Annotated in this window: 18 protein-coding genes; 8 read left to right on the forward strand and 10 right to left on the reverse strand. The window is 74.5% G+C overall.

Annotated features, from left to right (window positions below):
* Position 1 precedes the first annotated feature (1 nt).
* Together EV384_RS34190 and EV384_RS34195 are read left to right on the forward strand one after the other, a co-directional pair.
* Complete coding sequence (locus EV384_RS34190; protein WP_130339994.1) at positions 2–1,180, forward strand: ROK family protein; 1,179 nt, start codon at positions 2–4, stop codon at positions 1,178–1,180.
* Positions 1,181–1,310: 130 nt separating this feature from the next.
* The gene (locus tag EV384_RS34195) at positions 1,311–2,048 is read left to right on the forward strand and encodes a DUF4142 domain-containing protein (protein ID WP_130339996.1); all 738 of its coding nucleotides are present in this window, start codon (positions 1,311–1,313) and stop codon (positions 2,046–2,048) included.
* A 91-nt stretch (positions 2,049–2,139) separates the two neighbouring features.
* Here EV384_RS34195 and EV384_RS34200 read toward each other — a convergent pair whose 3' ends face one another.
* Complete coding sequence (locus tag EV384_RS34200) at positions 2,140–3,888, reverse strand: ABC transporter ATP-binding protein (RefSeq protein ID WP_130339998.1); 1,749 nt, start codon at positions 3,886–3,888, stop codon at positions 2,140–2,142.
* On the reverse strand, positions 3,885–5,591 hold the full coding sequence (locus EV384_RS34205; RefSeq protein WP_130340000.1) for an ABC transporter ATP-binding protein: 1,707 nt from the start codon (positions 5,589–5,591) through the stop codon (positions 3,885–3,887). Before EV384_RS34205 ends, EV384_RS34200 begins: the two co-directional genes overlap by 4 nt.
* A 189-nt stretch (positions 5,592–5,780) precedes the next feature.
* On the opposite strand from EV384_RS34205, the gene EV384_RS34210 reads away from it, so the two are divergent.
* From EV384_RS34210 to EV384_RS34225, 4 genes are read left to right on the forward strand one after another with little or no spacing between them, the layout of a single operon-like run.
* On the forward strand, positions 5,781–6,167 hold the full coding sequence (locus tag EV384_RS34210) for a YbaB/EbfC family nucleoid-associated protein (protein WP_165440135.1): 387 nt from the start codon (positions 5,781–5,783) through the stop codon (positions 6,165–6,167).
* Between the two features lie 8 nt (positions 6,168–6,175).
* Entirely contained in the window at positions 6,176–6,490 is a 315-nt protein-coding gene (locus EV384_RS34215; RefSeq protein ID WP_130340004.1) for a hypothetical protein, read from the forward strand.
* Positions 6,491–6,493: 3 nt separating this feature from the next.
* Positions 6,494–7,543 (forward strand): toxin glutamine deamidase domain-containing protein, encoded by a 1,050-nt coding sequence (locus EV384_RS34220; protein WP_130340006.1) that lies wholly within the window; start codon positions 6,494–6,496, stop codon positions 7,541–7,543.
* An 11-nt stretch (positions 7,544–7,554) separates the two neighbouring features.
* A complete protein-coding gene (locus EV384_RS34225; protein WP_130340008.1) occupies positions 7,555–7,851 on the forward strand; it encodes a hypothetical protein in 297 nt (98 codons plus the stop codon).
* Positions 7,852–7,880: 29 nt separating this feature from the next.
* Here the strand turns inward: EV384_RS34225 and EV384_RS34230 are convergent, their stop codons facing one another.
* Genes EV384_RS34230 through tsaB form a run of 4 tightly spaced genes read right to left on the reverse strand, consistent with a single transcriptional unit; the run spans position 7,881 to position 10,404 of the window.
* Positions 7,881–8,135 carry a hypothetical protein gene (locus tag EV384_RS34230; protein WP_130340010.1) on the reverse strand — a complete coding sequence of 85 codons (255 nt, stop codon included), beginning with the start codon at positions 8,133–8,135 and terminating at the stop codon, positions 7,881–7,883.
* A 31-nt stretch (positions 8,136–8,166) separates the two neighbouring features.
* Positions 8,167–9,213 (reverse strand): tRNA (adenosine(37)-N6)-threonylcarbamoyltransferase complex transferase subunit TsaD, encoded by a 1,047-nt coding sequence (gene tsaD / locus EV384_RS34235; protein ID WP_130340012.1) that lies wholly within the window; start codon positions 9,211–9,213, stop codon positions 8,167–8,169.
* A 5-nt stretch (positions 9,214–9,218) separates the two neighbouring features.
* Entirely contained in the window at positions 9,219–9,671 is a 453-nt protein-coding gene (rimI, locus tag EV384_RS34240; RefSeq protein WP_130340014.1) for a ribosomal protein S18-alanine N-acetyltransferase, read from the reverse strand.
* A 55-nt stretch (positions 9,672–9,726) separates the two neighbouring features.
* The gene (gene tsaB / locus EV384_RS34245) at positions 9,727–10,404 is read right to left on the reverse strand and encodes a tRNA (adenosine(37)-N6)-threonylcarbamoyltransferase complex dimerization subunit type 1 TsaB (RefSeq protein ID WP_130340016.1); all 678 of its coding nucleotides are present in this window, start codon (positions 10,402–10,404) and stop codon (positions 9,727–9,729) included.
* Between the two features lie 182 nt (positions 10,405–10,586).
* Here tsaB and EV384_RS36630 point away from each other — a divergent pair, with 182 nt between their 5' ends.
* Positions 10,587–10,853 (forward strand): helix-turn-helix domain-containing protein, encoded by a 267-nt coding sequence (locus EV384_RS36630; protein WP_242624409.1) that lies wholly within the window; start codon positions 10,587–10,589, stop codon positions 10,851–10,853.
* The gene (locus EV384_RS34250) at positions 10,826–11,311 is read left to right on the forward strand and encodes a hypothetical protein (RefSeq protein ID WP_242624410.1); all 486 of its coding nucleotides are present in this window, start codon (positions 10,826–10,828) and stop codon (positions 11,309–11,311) included. The genes EV384_RS36630 and EV384_RS34250 overlap by 28 nt, the downstream gene beginning before the upstream one ends.
* Before the next feature lie 30 nt (positions 11,312–11,341).
* On the opposite strand, the gene ung is transcribed toward EV384_RS34250, so the two are convergent.
* The 4 genes from ung to alr all read right to left on the reverse strand — a co-directional run bounded on the left by ung (position 11,342) and on the right by alr (position 15,020).
* Positions 11,342–12,043: a uracil-DNA glycosylase gene (gene ung / locus EV384_RS34255; protein ID WP_130340018.1), complete on the reverse strand. Its 702-nt coding sequence runs from the start codon at positions 12,041–12,043 to the stop codon at positions 11,342–11,344.
* A gap of 55 nt (positions 12,044–12,098) precedes the next feature.
* Entirely contained in the window at positions 12,099–12,581 is a 483-nt protein-coding gene (gene tsaE, locus EV384_RS34260; protein WP_130340020.1) for a tRNA (adenosine(37)-N6)-threonylcarbamoyltransferase complex ATPase subunit type 1 TsaE, read from the reverse strand.
* Positions 12,578–13,669, reverse strand: coding sequence for an alpha/beta fold hydrolase (locus tag EV384_RS34265; RefSeq protein WP_130340022.1), 1,092 nt, complete (start codon positions 13,667–13,669; stop codon positions 12,578–12,580). Before EV384_RS34265 ends, tsaE begins: the two co-directional genes overlap by 4 nt.
* A gap of 232 nt (positions 13,670–13,901) precedes the next feature.
* Positions 13,902–15,020, reverse strand: coding sequence for an alanine racemase (gene alr, locus EV384_RS34275; RefSeq protein ID WP_130340024.1), 1,119 nt, complete (start codon positions 15,018–15,020; stop codon positions 13,902–13,904).
* Positions 15,021–15,096: the final 76 nt, after the last annotated feature.

Consider the following 15,096-nt stretch of genomic DNA (forward strand, 5'->3'; position numbering starts at 1 on the left):
CATGCGCGCGGGTCCGAGCCAGGAGGAGATTCGGCGGCAGAATCTCGGTGCGTTGCTGCGCCACGTCCACGTCCACGGAGCGATGTCGCGGGCCGAACTCACCACCGCCCTCGGGCTCAACCGCAGCACCATCGGCGCGCTGACCGCGGACCTGGCCAGCGCCGGCCTGGTCAGCGAGGCGACCCCGAAGCAGCGGGGGCGGGCCGGGCGACCGTCGCTGGTCGTTCGGCCCGAGTCCGCCCGGGTCCACGCGTGGGCGTTCAGCATCGAGGTGGACCGGTTGCAGGCCGCCCGGGTCGGGCTCGGGGGCGTCGTACTCGATCGGCGTGAGCTGGGCCGGCCGCGCGGTCTGGTCGCGGCGGAGACCGCGCCGCTGCTGGCCGGGGCGCTCAGGGAGATGCAACCGGCGGTGCCGCCGGGGACGAACTGCGTCGGGGCCGGGATCGCGGTCTGCGGCATGGTGCGCCGCGACGACGGCCTGGTCCGGCTCAGCCCCCACACCGGCTGGGTGAACGAGCCGATCGGCGCCACCCTGGCCGCCGAGCTCGGCACGGAGACGCCCGTGGTGGTGGCCAACGTCGCCGACGTCTGCGCCTTCGCCGAACACGCCCGCGGCGCCGCGGCCGGCCGCGACAACGTCATCTACCTGTACGGGGACGTCGGCGTGGGCGCCGGCATCATCGCCGGCGGGCGCCGGTTGACCGGGCACGGCGGCTACGGCGGCGAGGTGGGCCACATGGTGGTCAACCGGAACGGGTCCCGCTGCGAGTGCGGGTCGCGCGGCTGCTGGGAGACCGAGGTCGGCGAGTACGCGCTGCTGCACGCCGCCGGCCGGCCGGCGGCCTCCGGCCGGGAGGCGGTGCTCGCGGTCATCGACGCCGCCGACCGGGGGGACGCGCGGGCCCAGGCGGCGGTGCGGCAGGTCGGCGACTGGCTGGGCTTCGGCGTGGGGAACCTGGTCAACATCTTCAACCCGGAGATGGTGATCTTCGGGGGGACGATGCGGGACCTCTACCTCGCGGCGGCGGCGCAGGTGCGCAGCCGGCTCAACTCGGTGGGTCTGTCGGCGTGCCTGGAGCACGTCCGGCTGCGCACCCCGCAGCTGGGGCGCGACGCCGCCCTGGTCGGAGCGGCCGAACTGGCCTTCGAGCGGCTGCTCGCGGACCCGCTGGAGGCCTGACGGGGCGGGCCACGGCCCGGCCGGTGAACTGATCGGGTCGGTGATCCGTACCAGTGTCCGGACGGGCGGCCGGTGGGTGCGGCCGTCCGCGACACACGCGTTCGGTCCGGACCGAGGAGGCACCGCAACGATGGCACCGCTGGAATCCGCACGCCGCCGGCCAGCGCACCGGACCCACCGGGTGGCGCTGCTGCTCATCGCGCTCGTCGCGGGGCTCGGCGTCCTCCCCGGGGTGGCCGTGGCCGCGCCCGGCTCGCAGCTGAACGCCGCCGACATGACCCTGCTCAACGGCGTACGGCTGGCCGGGCTCTGGGAGATGCCGGCCGGGCAGATGGCCGCCGAGAAGGGCCAGTCGGCGCGGGTACGCCAGATCGGGGCGGAGATTTCCCGGCAGCACGGCGTCCTCGACCAGCTCGTGGTGGACGCCGCCAACAAGCTGGGCGCCACCCTGCCGACCGACCCGACCGCCGAACAGAAGGGGTGGCTGGGCGAGATGCAGAACGCGACCGGTGCCCGCTTCGACCAGATCTTCGTCACCCGGCTCCGGGTCGCCCACGGCAAGATCTTCCCGGTGATCGGGGCGGTCCGGGCCAGCACCCGGGACGCCACGGTGCGAAAGCTCGCCGACGAGGCCAACAAGTTCGTCTCCGACCACATGGCGATGCTGGAGAGCACCGGGCTGGTCCGCTGGCAGCAGCTGCCGCCCGCCGCGCTGCCCCCGGCGCAGAGCGACTCGCTGGTCGCCGCGGCCGCCGCCAACGTCGGTGGTGGCGGCCCCGAGGTCAGCACCACCGTGGTCTGGTTGGTCTTCCTCGCCGCCCTCGGCACCGGCGGCATCGCGACGTACCGCATCCTGCGCCGCAGCTGACCCCCGGCACGGGCGGCGCAGCCCGCCCCGGAGCGCTGTCACCGCAGGCCCCCGCCTCACCGGGCGGGGGCCTGCGGCGTCCGTCAGTCCGTCAGCCGTGCCAGGACCGCCACAGGGCCGCGTACGAGCCGCCCGCCGCGACCAGCTCGTCGTGCGAGCCCAGCTCGGTGATCCGGCCGTCCTCGACCACCGCCACCCGGTCCGCGTCGTGCGCCGAGAAGAGCCGGTGCGCGATCGCGATCACCGTCCGCCCCTCGAGCACGGCGGCGAGGGAGCGTTCCAGCTCCCGGGCGGCGTGCGGGTCGATCAGCGAGGTCGCCTCGTCCAGCACCAGGGTGTGCGGGTCGGCGAGGACCAGCCGGGCCAGCGCGAGCTGCTGCGCCTGCGCCGGCGAGAGCGGCTGCCCACCCGAGCCGACCGGCGTCGCCAGCCCCTCCGGCAGCGCCTCCGCCCAGCCGAGCGCGTCGACGGCCGCCAGCGCGGCCCGGACCTCGGCGTCGCCCGCCTCCGGTCGGACCATCGCCACGTTCTCCGCCAGGGTGCCGATGAAGACGTGATGCTCCTGGCTGACCAGCGCGACGTGGGTGCGCAGCTCGGCCAGGGGCAGCTCGGCCAGGGGCCGGCCGTCCACCGTCACCGAACCCGAGCGCGGCGCGTGCACCCCGGCCAACAGCCGACCCAGGGTGGACTTCCCCGCGCCGGACGGGCCGACCATGGCCAGCTTCTCCCCCGGCCGCGGTACCAGGGTCACCCCGTGCAGCACGTCGTGGCCCTCCCGGTAGGCGTACCGGACGTCCCGGGCGGCGAGCCGCCGCTCCCCGTCCGCCGGCGCGGACCCGGCGGGCGTCGCCGGCGCCGACGGCCCGTCGACGGCCACCCCGAGCAGGCGGGCCATCGAGGCACCCCCGACCTGGAGCTCATCCAGCCAGGAGAGCAGGCGGTCGATCGGGTCGACCAGCTGCTGCACGTAGAGGGTGGCCGCGGTGACCTGACCGAGGCTGGCCCAGCCCTTCAGGTGGAACCAGCCGCCGATCACCAGGGTGGCGACCACCGGCACCACGTACCCGATCTCGGCGACCGGGAAGAAGACCGTACGCAGCTTGAGGGTGTAGCGCTCGGCGGCGTACGACCGGCGGATGTCGGCGTCGCTGCGGGCCCGCCGGCGGGCCTGCTGCCGCAGCGCCTCGGTGGTCCGCGCCCCCTCCACCGTCTCGCTGATCCCGTCGGTGATGTCCGAGTAGGCGGCGTTCTCCCGCAGGTAACCCGCCGGCGCCCGGCGCAGGTACCAGCGGGTGCCGGCCCAGAGCACCGGGACCGCGAGCAGGCAGGGCAGCGCCAGCAGCGGGCCGGTCAGCAGCAGCGCGCCGAGGACCAGCGCGACGGTCACCACCGCGATCAGCGTCTCCGGCACCGCGAACCGGACCGTCCGGGACAGCGCCGAGACGTCCCGCGAGGTCCGGGTGAGCAGGTCACCGGTGCCAGCCCGCTCCACCGTGGACAGCGGCAGGGCGAGCACCCGGTCGACGAAGTCCTCCCGCAGCTCGGCCAGGACCCGCTCGCCGAGCCGGGCCGAGGCGAGGTGCGCGAACCGGACCAGCACCGACTGGACGACCACGAAAGCCGCGATGGCCAGCGCGACCCGGTCGACGGTGACCGCCGACACGCCGTGCGAGATCCCCTCCACCAGGTCGCCGAGCAGCCGCGGCGCCACCAGGCCGGCCGCCGCGGCGACGGCGTGCAGGCCGAGCGCCCCGGCCAGGCCGCGCGGGTGCCGGCGGACCAGCGTGCGCGCGTACCGGCGCACCTGGTCGGCGTCGGCGACGGGCAGCGCGTTGCTCATCGCTCCTCCTCCCGGCTGACCGTGGCCGCGTACCGCGGCTCGGCGGCGAGCAGCTCGTCGTGCCGGCCCCCGGCCACCACCTTGCCGTCCTCCACGAAGACCACGTGCTCGGCCCGGCCCAGCATCAGCGGGCTGGTGGTGCAGACCAGGGTGGTCCGGCCGCGCCGGGCCGCGCCGAGCCGGTCGGCGATCCGCGCCTCGGTGTGCGCGTCCACCGCGCTGGTCGGCTCCACCAGCACCAGCGTCTGCGGGTCGGCGACCAGCGCCCGGGCCAGCCGCAGCCGCTGCCGCTGCCCGCCGGAGAACTCCCGGCCCCGCTCGGCCACCCGGCCGTCCAGCCCGTCGGGCAGGGCGGCCACGATGTCCGTCGCGCTCGCCGCGACCAGCGCCGCCTCGACGGCGTGGTGGTCGACCACGTCGTGCGGGTCCAGCTCCGACAGGAGCGGGCCGGTGAAGAGATGCGCGTCGTTGTCGGCCACCAGGATCCGCTCGCGCACCGTCGCCACCGCCAGGTCCCGCAGCGGTACGCCGTGCAGCGTCACGTCCCCGTCGACGTACCGGCCGAGCCGGTCGGCGATCGCGGCCGCGTCCTCCGGGTCGGCGGCGGCCAGCGCGGTGAACCCGCCCGGGCGCAGCACCAGCCCGGACTGCACGTCGACCAGCTCACCGGGGCCCGCGGGCAGCACCGCCGGGCGGGCCGGGTCGACCAGCTCAGGGGTGAGCCGGAGCAGCCGGATCACCCGCCGGGCGGCGACATGCCCCCGGGTCAGCTTGTCGGCCGCCTCGGTCAGGTTGCGCAGCGGGCTGACCAGGAAGGCGGTGTAGCCGTAGAAGGCGACGAGCTGGCCGGCGCTGATCTCGCCGCGCAGCGCGAACCGGGCGCCGAGCCAGGTCACCAGCACCACGAACGCGCCGGGGAGCAGCACCTGCGCCGCCTCCAGCAGCGACTCGACCCGGGCCACCCGGAGACCGTCGGCGCGCAGCGCCTGGGACTGCGTCCGGTACCGCGCGGAGAGCATCGGCTCGCCGCCCACGCCGCGCAGGACCCGCAGCCCGGAGACGATGTCGCCGGCCCGGGCGGTCAGCCGCCCCTCCGAGTCCCGGTACGCCTGCTGCTGCCGGTGCAGCGGCCGGATCAGCAGCCCGACCAGGCCCATCAGCAGCGGCACGCCGAGCACCACCACCAGCCCGAGCGGCACCGAGGCGTCCAGCAGGATCACCGTTACGGTGCCGATGGCGACGATCGAACCGGTGCCCCGCGCGGTGATGTCGATGGCGCTGCCGATGTGCTCGATGTCGGCCGTACCGATGCTGACCACCTCGCCGGCGGCGACCCGGCGGGGCAGCGCGGCGCCCAGCCGGTTGGTGGCCCCGACGGTGACCTGCACGGTGCGGTAGGCGGCGGCCAGCCAGTTGTGCACCGCGCAGCGGTGCCGCAGGATCCCGGCGGCCGCCTGGAGCACGCCCAGCCCCAGCAGCACGGCGCCCCAGGTCAGCAGGGCGTCCGGATCGCGGTGGGCGAGGCCGGCGTCGACCGCCCGGCCCACGGCGGCCGGCATCAGCGCCTGGGCGACCATCCAGACGATGCCGAGCGCGATGCCGGAGCCCAAGAGGAACGGGTGCCGACCGGCCAGCCACACCAGGTAACGGGTGGCGGACCGGTCGTCGGGGACGCCGGGATCGCCGGCCGGTGAGAAGCGCATGACGCCCCGACGCTAGGCGGCCGGGACAGCCCCCCGCATCCGAATTCCCGCCGGTCAGCGCCATTGCGACGCAGGTCGCACCGACGACGAGGACGGCGGGACGACCCCGCTCGCCCGTGGTCGCTAGGCTTCCGGCGGGGCGCGGCGGGTCCGGGTCCCTCCACAGTCGACCGGGAACGGGGTGGCCGCGTGACCGACCAGTACGACCGACCGGACGGCCCGCTGGGCCGCCTCACCGCCGCCCGGGGCTCCGGTGACGCGGCCGGTGGCCTGGTGCACGTCGAGCTGGACGGCACCGGCGACCTGATCGCCCTCGACCTCGACCCGCGGGTCATGCGGCTGCCCTCCGAGGACCTGGCGGCCGCGATCCGCGAGGCGTTCGGCACCGCCCGCGCCGCGCTCCAGGCCGCCCTGCAGGAGCAGCTCGCCGCGCAGCCGGTGACGCTGCCGCAGGGGCTCGGCCCGCTCCTCAACGACCTCGGCTTCGGCGCGCAGCGCCGGCTCGACGACCTGACCGCCACCGCGCAGCAGATCGCGGACCGGCTGGACCGGATGGGCGGGGCGGCGCCGCGATGATGAAGCCGATGCACACCGAGCCGGAGGTGCTGGCCGGGGCGGCCCAGCAGATCGCCGGGGTGGCGGTGGAGCTGGAGACCGGCCTCGGCGCCCTGGAGGCCACGGTGACCACGCAGAACCCGTGGGGCGCCGACGAGCCGGGGACGGTCTTCGGGGCGGCGTACACCGAGGTGCTGTCGCACGCGCTGGAGACGTACGGCTCGCACGTGCAGCTGCTGATCACCGCCGCCGAGGGGCTGGCCGACTGGGCGCAGCAGGTGGTCGAGGCCGACCAGCAGTCCGACGCGCTCTTCACCTCGCTGCACGGACGGCTGGGAGCCTGACCGGTGGGTCTCGAACTCCCGGCCGAGCTGACCGAGCCGCTGAGCTGGATCGGTCTGGAGTGGCCGCAGGCCGACGAGGAGCTGCTCTTCGCCGCCGGGCAGCACTGGCTGTCGTTCGGGATGACGTTGCAGGCCGCCGCGGAACGGGCCAACGGGGCCGCCGAGGCGGTCGGCCGGTACAACACCGGCGACACCGTCGACGCGTTCGAGGCGTGGTGGCGGCGGGACGACGGCCCGCAGCCGCGGCTGCTGGAGGACGCGATCGCGGCGCAGCTCATCGGCAGCGTGCTGATGGTCTTCGCGGCGATGACGCTGGCCATGAAGATCGCCTTCATCGTCCAGCTCATCATCCTGCTGGTGCAGGTGACCACCGCGATCGCGGCGGCGGTCGCCACCTTCGGCGCCTCCACCGCCACCGTGCCCGGCTTCATCGCGGTCACCCGGATGGCCTGCCAACGCCTGATCAAAATGATCGTGCAACAGGTCCGCACAGTCCTCAAACACATCCTGGAGCAGGCCAAGCGGATGCTCAAGCTGGCCCGCAGGGTGGGTGCCAAGCGGGCCGCCCGCAAGGTCGAGCGGCAGATCGCGCACGACCTCAAGCGGGTCAACCCGAAGTTCAACCCGCCCCACCCGGACTACTCGGCGAACTGCACCCACTGCGTGCAGACGTACGAGCTGCGCCGGCGGGGCATCGACGTCGAGGCGACCGCGCTGCCGAAGGCGTACCACCCGTGGGGCGGGCGTCCGCTCGCCGACATCGAGAACACGTGGGGGCGCCGGTTCACCTCCGGCGGCCAGGCCGACATCGAGAAGGCCTTCGACAACTTCGGCCCGGGCTCCCGCGGCGTGGTCGCCATCCAGTGGAAGAACGGCGGTGGCCACGTCTTCAACGTGGAGAACATCGGCGGCAAGGTCCGCTTCATCGACGGGCAGAACGCCGGCCGGGACGTCGCCGACTACTTCGCCCAGGGGCACAACACCTCGTTCGTCCGGCTGGACGACATCCCCATGCCCGGCGGCCTCACCCAGTTCGTCCGACCACCCGGATAGGATCACGCGTCATGGCTGTCACCTACGAGCAGGCCCGGGACATCGTCCGCCGGGCGACCGAGCCGGACTGGCCGGTCGGCACCTACTGCCTGGACGACCGGAAGATCGTCGAGAACGACGCGTGCTACGTTTTCGAGGTGGGTGCCCGGGAGTTCCTGGTGGACGGCGACATGTCGTACATGATGGCCGGCTCGGTGCCGGTGGTGTACAAGGCGGACGGTCGGCTGGAGTTCGTGCCGTCGTTCCAGATCGGCACCGACCCCTCGATCCGCAACCGGCCCAACCCGGCGGCCACCCTGCGGGTCTGACCCGCCGCAGGTCGACCTCCGGCCGTCGGTCAGCGGTCGACCTGGGTGAAGTCCCAGGCGTGCGGGGGGCGGGCCACCAGCCGCATCGGCGGCTCCGGCAGGTCGCGGGGGTTGCTCCGCCACTTGGAGATCACCACCAGCCGGTGGTCGGTGGAGGAGAAGACCTCGCTGGACAGGTGCAGCGGGTCGTGCTCGAACTCGGGCAGGGCGGTGTCGCAGACCCAGGTGATCAGGTCGGCGAAGCCGTACGGCTCGGCGCGTGCCTCCCACATCCGTACGATCACGTCGTCCCTCTCGTCAGCGGTGGGCGGCACGTCAGACGCTGACCACGGTCAGCGGCATGGCGGAGTCGGCGGGCAGGTCGAGGCGGCTCGGCGCGACGCCCGAGGCGACCAGGTGCGAGCCGAGCGCGGCAACCATCGCGCCGTTGTCCGTGCAGAGCTTCGGGCGGGGCACCCGGACCCGGATGCCGTGCTTCGCCGCGCGGTGCTCGGCCATCGCCCGCAGCCGGGAGTTGGCGGCCACTCCCCCACCGATCACCAGCGTCTCGACGCCGTTCGTCCGGCAGGCGTCCAGCGCCTTGCCGACCAGCACGTCGCAGACCGCCTCCTGGAAGGACGCGGCCACGTCGGCCACCGGCACCGGCTCGCCGGCCCGCTGCCGCGCCTCCACCCAGCGGGCCACCGCGGTCTTCAGGCCGGAGAAGGAGAAGTCGTACCGGTGGGCGGCGAGGTCCTTGGCGGCGGTGAGGCCGCGCGGGAAGCCGATGGCCCCGGCGTCGCCGGCCCGCGCCTCCCGGTCGATCCACGGCCCGCCGGGGAAGGGCAGCCCGAGCAGCCGGGCCACCTTGTCGAAGGCCTCACCGGCGGCGTCGTCGATGGTCGAGCCGAGCGGGGTCACCCCGCGGGCCAGGTCGTCGATGAGCAGCAGCGAGGAGTGCCCACCGGAGACCAGCAGGGCGATCGCCGGCTCGGGCAACGGCCCGTGTTCCAGGGTGTCCACGGCGACGTGCGCGGCGAGGTGGTTCACCCCGTACACCGGCTTCTCGGCGGCGACGGCGTAGCCCTTGGCCGCGGCCACGCCGACCAGCAGCGCGCCGGCCAGGCCGGGACCGGAGGTGACCGCGATCGCGTCGATGTCGGCGATGGTCACCCCGGCCTCGGCGAGGGCCCGGTCCATGGTCGGCACGATCGCCTCCAGGTGGGCCCGGCTGGCCACCTCGGGCACCACGCCGCCGAACCGGGCGTGCTCCTCGACGCTGGAGGCCAGCGCGTCGGCGAGCAGGGTGTGCCCACGCACGATGCCCACGCCGGTCTCGTCGCAGGAGGTCTCGATGCCGAGGATCAGGGGTTCGTCAGCCATGCTCATCAGTCCTCGTTGCGCCGCATGACCAGCGCGTCGGTGTTGCTCGGTTGGTAGTAGCCGCGCCGCACCCCGATCGGCTCGAAGCCGTAGGTGGCGTAGAGCCGCTGGGCCGGGCCGTTGTCGGCGGCGACCTCCAGCAGGGTGCTGCGGGCACCGCGCCGGGCCGCCTCGGCGAGCAGCGCCTCCAGCAGGAGCCGGCCGATGCCCCGGCGCTGGGCGTCCCGGCGGACCGCGATGTTCTGCACCCAGGCCTCGTCGGGCGGCGCCACAATGAGCCCGGCGTAGCCCAACAGCTCACCGGCGTCGTCGGTGGCGACCAGGTAGTGGTGCCCGTTGGCCAGCTCGTTCCAGAACATCGCCGGGGACCACTGCTCGGCGCCGAAGAGGTCCGCCTCGATCGGCAGCACCTGGTCGATGTGCCACCAGCGGAACCGGCTCAGCCGTACCGCGCTCACGGTGTCACCTCGGTTCGCGACTGCGGGGCTCGCAGACCCGGCTCACTCCTCGCGCTCACGGGAGGACCGGCTTGTGCCCGGTCGCCGCCACGGCGTCCGGGCGGCGCAGGTAGAGCGGGGTGAGCGGTTCCCCGGGGGCGCCGGCCCGGATCCGCTCGGCGGCCAGCGTGGCGAGCACGGTCGCGTCCGGGTAGCGCGGCTCGGACCGCAGCGGCAGGCCGAGGACGTCCGCGTACCGGTGCGCGCCGTCGCCGACGGCCACGGTGACGGCCAGGTCGCGCGCGCGCTCGGCGGCGACCGCGGGGGCGTCGACGTTCGGCCCGGCGATCCGCTGACCGGCGCCGTCGTAGACGGCCCAGTAGACCTCCCGGCGGCGGGCGTCGCTGGCGGCCAGGACCGGCTCGCCGGCCGCCACCGGGTGGCCGATGCCGTCCAGCGAGCAGACGCCGTACGTGGGGATGCCGAGCACCTGGCCCATGGTGGCGGCGGTGACCAGGCCGACCCGCAGCCCGGTGAACGGCCCCGGGCCGAGCCCGGCGACGATCGCGGTCAGGTCGGCGGGACGGGCGCCGGCGTCGGCCAGCACCGCGTCGACCTGCGGGGCGAGCAGCTCACCGTGCGCCCGGGCGTCGACCGTGCACCGCTGCGCGCGGGCCGCGACGCCGTCCGCCGAGACCTCGACCAGCGCCGCGGTCACCGCGGGCGTCGAGGAGTCCACCACCAGTACGAGCACGGTATGCCAGCCTAGTCGGCTCCCCGCTCACGCCCGGTCACACCCCGTCCCGGGCCGCCACCAGCAGCGCCATCACGTACGGTCACCCGCGCGCCCGGCATCACCCCGGTGAGCGATATACCTGTCAGGCATAAATATGACTGACAGGTATATCGCTCTCTGCGGTAAGTCATCATCCGTTGGTGCCCGAAAGTCGCCTCGCCAGCCAGATCGCCGCTGCCCTCCGCCGGGAGCGCGGTGCCCGACTCCTGACCCAGCAGACGCTGGCCGACCTGGCCGGAACGAGCCAGGCCGCGGTGGCCCGCGTCGAACGCGGCGACCGCGTTCCCAGCATCCCGCTCGTCGAGCGCCTCTTCGCCGCGCTCGACCGTCAGCTCACCGTCGGCGTCGAGCCGTTGGACAGCGCCACCTCGACGCCCGGATGGCGGAGCTGGCCGCCCGGCCGCTGACCGAGCGGATCGAGGGCCTCGGACTGGACCGGATGATCGACCGGCTCGGCGACCTGCCCCACCTGCTGACCGGAAGCACCGCCGCCCTGCTCCAGGGCGCCCCGGTCCCGGTGGCCGCGGTGGAGATCGCGCTGCGGTGGCGCGACTCGACCCGGTTCACCGCCTGGCTGAGGGCGGCGTACGGACAGCGCTGGAACGCCCGGTGGGAGGAGTTCGGCGGTCTCCATCTGGAGCCGGAGGAGCCGGGCGAGCACCGCTGGCGGACCCGGTACGGCGAGATCCGGGCGCAGCTGTGCGACGAGCTGCCCGAGTCGGTCGAGGTGCGCCACGGCGACCGCGGCTACCGCGTGGTGCCGCTGCTCCAGGTGGAGCTGACCGATCCGCGCGCCGCCGACCTGCTACGCCGCCACCGGCAGCGGCAGGCCGACGACCGGGTCGGCGACCCGCCACCGCGTTGACCGCGGGCCGCCGAGGTGGACCGGACGGGGTCAGCCGGCTGAGCGCTCCCAGTCGATGGTGGGCAGGCCGGCGTCGGCGAGCGCCTTGTTGGCCGCGCTGAACGGGCGGCTGCCGAGGAAGCCGCGCGGGTTCATCGGGCTCGGGTGGCCGGCCTCCAGCACCACGTGCCGCGGGTTGGTGACCAGGGCCGCCTTCTTGCGGGCGTACCCGCCCCAGAGCAGGAAGACCACCCGCTGGTCGAGGGCGTCCAGGGCGCGGATGGTGGCGTCGGTGAACTCCTCCCACCCGGAGCTGGCGTGCGAGCCGGGGGTGGCCTGCCGGACGGTGAGCACCGAGTTGAGCAGCAGCACACCCTGCGCGGCCCAGCCGTTCAGGTTGCCGCTGCGCGGCTTCGGCACGCCCAGGTCCTCGCCCAGCTCCTTGAAGACGTTGCGCAGCGACGGCGGCACCGTCACCCCCTCGCGGACGCTGAAGCTGAGCCCGTGCGCCTGACCCGCCTTGTGGTACGGGTCCTGCCCGAGGATCAGCACCCGACACTCCGCCGGCCCGCACAGCCGGTAGGCGGAGAAGAGGTCCTCGACCGGGGGGAAGACGGTCCGGGTGGCGTACTCCCGGGCGACGAACCCGGCCAGCGCCGCGGTGCGGGCCGGGTCGAGGTGCGCGGCGAGCGCGGCCCGCCACTCGTCGGGGAGGAGCGCCAGCAGGTCGAGGGTGGGGGTGTCGTCGAGCATCGGCAACCTTTCGCAGTCGGTCCCGGGCACTGTAGGCAGCGGGTACGACAGCCCGTCAGTCGAGGGTGGCAAGGCGCTTTGCCCAGTCGCCGCCGAGCGGTTCCAGGGTCACCACCCGGGTGTCGTCCTCGCGCCGGTCGATGCGGACCCGCAGGTGGGCGTCGACCAACTGCTCGACCATCCCCTCGCCCCACTCGACCACGGTCACCGCCTCGTCCACCGAGGCGTCCAGGTCGAGGTCGTCGATCTCGGCGCGCGGGTCCGCCGACTCCCCCAGCCGGTACGCGTCGGCGTGCACGAGGGTCACCGTGCCGCCCCGGGCCGGGTCCGGCCGGTGCACCCGGGCGATCACGAAGGTCGGCGAGGTGATGTCGCCGCGCACTCCGAGGCCGACGCCGATGCCCTGGGTGAGCGCGGTCTTGCCCGCGCCGAGCGGCCCGCTGAGCAGCAGCAGGTCACCGGCGCGCAGCACGCCGGCCAGCCTCCGGCCGAACTCGTGGGTGTCGGCCACCGTCGGCAGCGTGACGACGACCGTCACAACCCCTCCAGAAAGCCTGCCAGGGCGGCGTTGACCTCGTCGGCGTGCTCCAGCATCACCACGTGCCCGCTGTCGTGGATCTTCACGAACTCCGCGTGCGGCAGCCGCCGGACGATCTCCTCCGAGTGGTTCACCGGAGTGATCATGTCCTTGTCCCCGACGATCACCAGCACCGGCGTGCCGGCCAGCGCGGCCAGCGCCGGGAACCGGGAGTGGGTGGCCAGGGTCCGCAGGTAGCGAGTCACCGTCTCGGCCGAGGTCCGCGAGTTCATCGTCTCCACGTACGAGACCAGGGCCGGGCTGGGCTTCGGGGTGCCGAAGCCGTACCGGCGGGTCAGCAGCCAGGCGACGTTGGTGGTGGACTTCCGGGCCTTGTCGATCACCGAACCGCCGTACCGGGTGGCGTTGCTCATCATGTAGAGCACCGGAGCACCGACCCGGCCGAGCAGCGCGGGCGCCACCAGCTTCGTCTCCGCGAGCAGGCCGCCCGAGGTGGCCATCAGCACCGTGCCGACCACCCGGTCGCCGAACATCTCCGGGTACAGCTCGGCCAGCGCCATGATGGTCATCCCGCCCATCGAGTGGCCGACCAGCACCAGCGGCCCCTCCGGCGTGGTCTCGTCGATCACCCGGCGCAGCGTCCGGCCCAGCGCGGCCAGGTCGTACTCCCCGCTCTCCAGCCGGCCCGACCGGCCGTGCCCCGGCTGGTCGTACGCGACGATCCGGTGGTCGCCCTGCGCGGCGAGCATCTTCCGCTGGAAGTGGAAGGTCCCCATGTCCAGGCAGAAGCCGTGCACCAGCACCACGGTGGGGTGCCCGGCGACCGGGCGGGTCGGCTCGACCACCTCGACGTGGATGTCCGTGCCGTCCGGCATCTCGAACCGGTACGACTCGTCGTACCGCTGCTCGCCGAAGACCTCGTGCGCGTACGGATCGGCGGGGTCGCCCTTGAGCCGGCGGACCAGGACCCGCTCGCTCACCACGCCCGCGGCGAGCCCGGCGGCGGCCACGCCGACGGCGGCGCCGACCACGCCGGCGACCTTGCCGGCCGCGGTCCGGGGCCGGGGAATGCGGAAGCGCTGACTCACGGTGCTACCTCGGCTCGCGACTGCGGGGCTCGCAACCCCGGCTCGCTCCTCGCGCTCACGGTGCTACCTCGGCTCGCGACTGCGGGGCTCGCAACCCCGGCTCGCTCCTCGCGCTCACGGTGCTACCTCGGCTCGCGACTGCGGGGCTCGCAACCCCGGCTCGCTCCTCGCGCTCACGGTGCTACCTCGGCTCGCGACTGCGGGGCTCGCAACCCCGGCTCGCTCCTCGCGCTCACGGGCGCTCGCCGTCGTAGACGCGGGGCACCCGGACCCCGCCGAACCGGGTCACGATCTCGTAGTTGATGGTGCCGACCGCCTCGGCCCAGTCGTCGGCGGTGGGCTCGCCGTCCGCGCCGCTGCCGAAGAGGGTCGCCACGTCACCGGGGGCGATCTCGTCGTCGCCGCAGTCCAGCACGATCTGATCCATGCAGACCCGGCCGGAGATGGTCCGCCGCTTGCCGCCGAGCTGCACCGGGCCGGTGTTGGAGGCGTGCCGGGGCACCCCGTCGGCGTAGCCGAGCGGCACCACGGCCAGGTTGGCCTCCCGCTCGGTGAGGTAGGTGTGGCCGTACGAGACGCCGGTGCCGGCCGGCACCCGCTTGGTCAGCATCACCCGGGCCCGGGCGGTCATCGCCGGACGCAGCCCGTACCGCTCGCCGGCCACCGGGGAGAGGCCGTAGATCGCCAGACCCGGGCGGACCAGGTCGAAGTGGGTGTCCGGGCGGGTCAGCGTGGCGGCGGAGTTGGCCAGGTGCCGGTAGCGCGGACGCAGCCCGGCCCGCTCGACCATGGCCAGCCCCTCGTGGAAGACGGCGAGCTGCCGGTCCGTGGTGGGGTGGCCGGGCAGGTCCGCGTACACGAAATGGCTCCACACCCCGACCACCTCGACCAGGCCGTCGGCCTGGGCCTTCGCGGCGGCCTCCAGCAGGGTGGGCCAGTCCGCGACGGTGGCCCCGCCCCGGGACAACCCGGTGTCGATCTTCAGGTGCAGCCGGGCCGGGCGGTCCGCCCGGCGGCTCGCCTCGATCATCTCGTCCAGCTGCGGCAGGCTGGCGCAGCCCAGGTCCACGCCGACGGCGACCCCGTCGTGCAGCGGCAGCCCCGGGCTCAGCAGCCAGGCCAGCACCGGGGCGGTGACGCCCTCCCGGCGCAGGGTCAACGCCTCGTCGAGGGTGCAGACGCCGAGCCAGTCCGCCCCGGCGTCGAGCGCGGCGCGGGCGGCCGGGACCATGCCGTGGCCGTACCCGTCGGCCTTGACCACCGCCATCAGCTCGGCGCTGGTGCCCGACCTCAGCCGGGTCACGTTCTCCCGGATCGCGTCCAGGTCGACGCGCACCTCCGACTGCCACATGCCCCCAGCCTACTTCCGTCGGTGATCACGGCGGTCGCAGCCGCGTGGTCGGACCCGCCGGGCGCGGCCCGGCCGG

Source organism: Micromonospora kangleipakensis (genome assembly GCF_004217615.1).
Classification (GTDB): Bacteria; Actinomycetota; Actinomycetes; order Mycobacteriales; family Micromonosporaceae; genus Micromonospora; species Micromonospora kangleipakensis.

Coding starts and splice junctions, on each gene's coding strand:
- EV384_RS34190 (WP_130339994.1), top strand. CDS start 2: ATGCGCGCGGGTCCGAGCCAGGAGGAGATTCGGCGGCAGAATCTCGGT.
- EV384_RS34195 (WP_130339996.1), top strand. CDS start 1,311: ATGGCACCGCTGGAATCCGCACGCCGCCGGCCAGCGCACCGGACCCAC.
- EV384_RS34200 (WP_130339998.1), bottom strand. CDS start 3,888: ATGAGCAACGCGCTGCCCGTCGCCGACGCCGACCAGGTGCGCCGGTAC.
- EV384_RS34205 (WP_130340000.1), bottom strand. CDS start 5,591: ATGCGCTTCTCACCGGCCGGCGATCCCGGCGTCCCCGACGACCGGTCC.
- EV384_RS34215 (WP_130340004.1), top strand. CDS start 6,176: ATGCACACCGAGCCGGAGGTGCTGGCCGGGGCGGCCCAGCAGATCGCC.
- EV384_RS34225 (WP_130340008.1), top strand. CDS start 7,555: ATGGCTGTCACCTACGAGCAGGCCCGGGACATCGTCCGCCGGGCGACC.
- tsaD (WP_130340012.1), bottom strand. CDS start 9,213: ATGGCTGACGAACCCCTGATCCTCGGCATCGAGACCTCCTGCGACGAG.
- EV384_RS34250 (WP_242624410.1), top strand. CDS start 10,826: ATGGCGGAGCTGGCCGCCCGGCCGCTGACCGAGCGGATCGAGGGCCTC.
- ung (WP_130340018.1), bottom strand. CDS start 12,043: ATGCTCGACGACACCCCCACCCTCGACCTGCTGGCGCTCCTCCCCGAC.
- alr (WP_130340024.1), bottom strand. CDS start 15,020: ATGTGGCAGTCGGAGGTGCGCGTCGACCTGGACGCGATCCGGGAGAAC.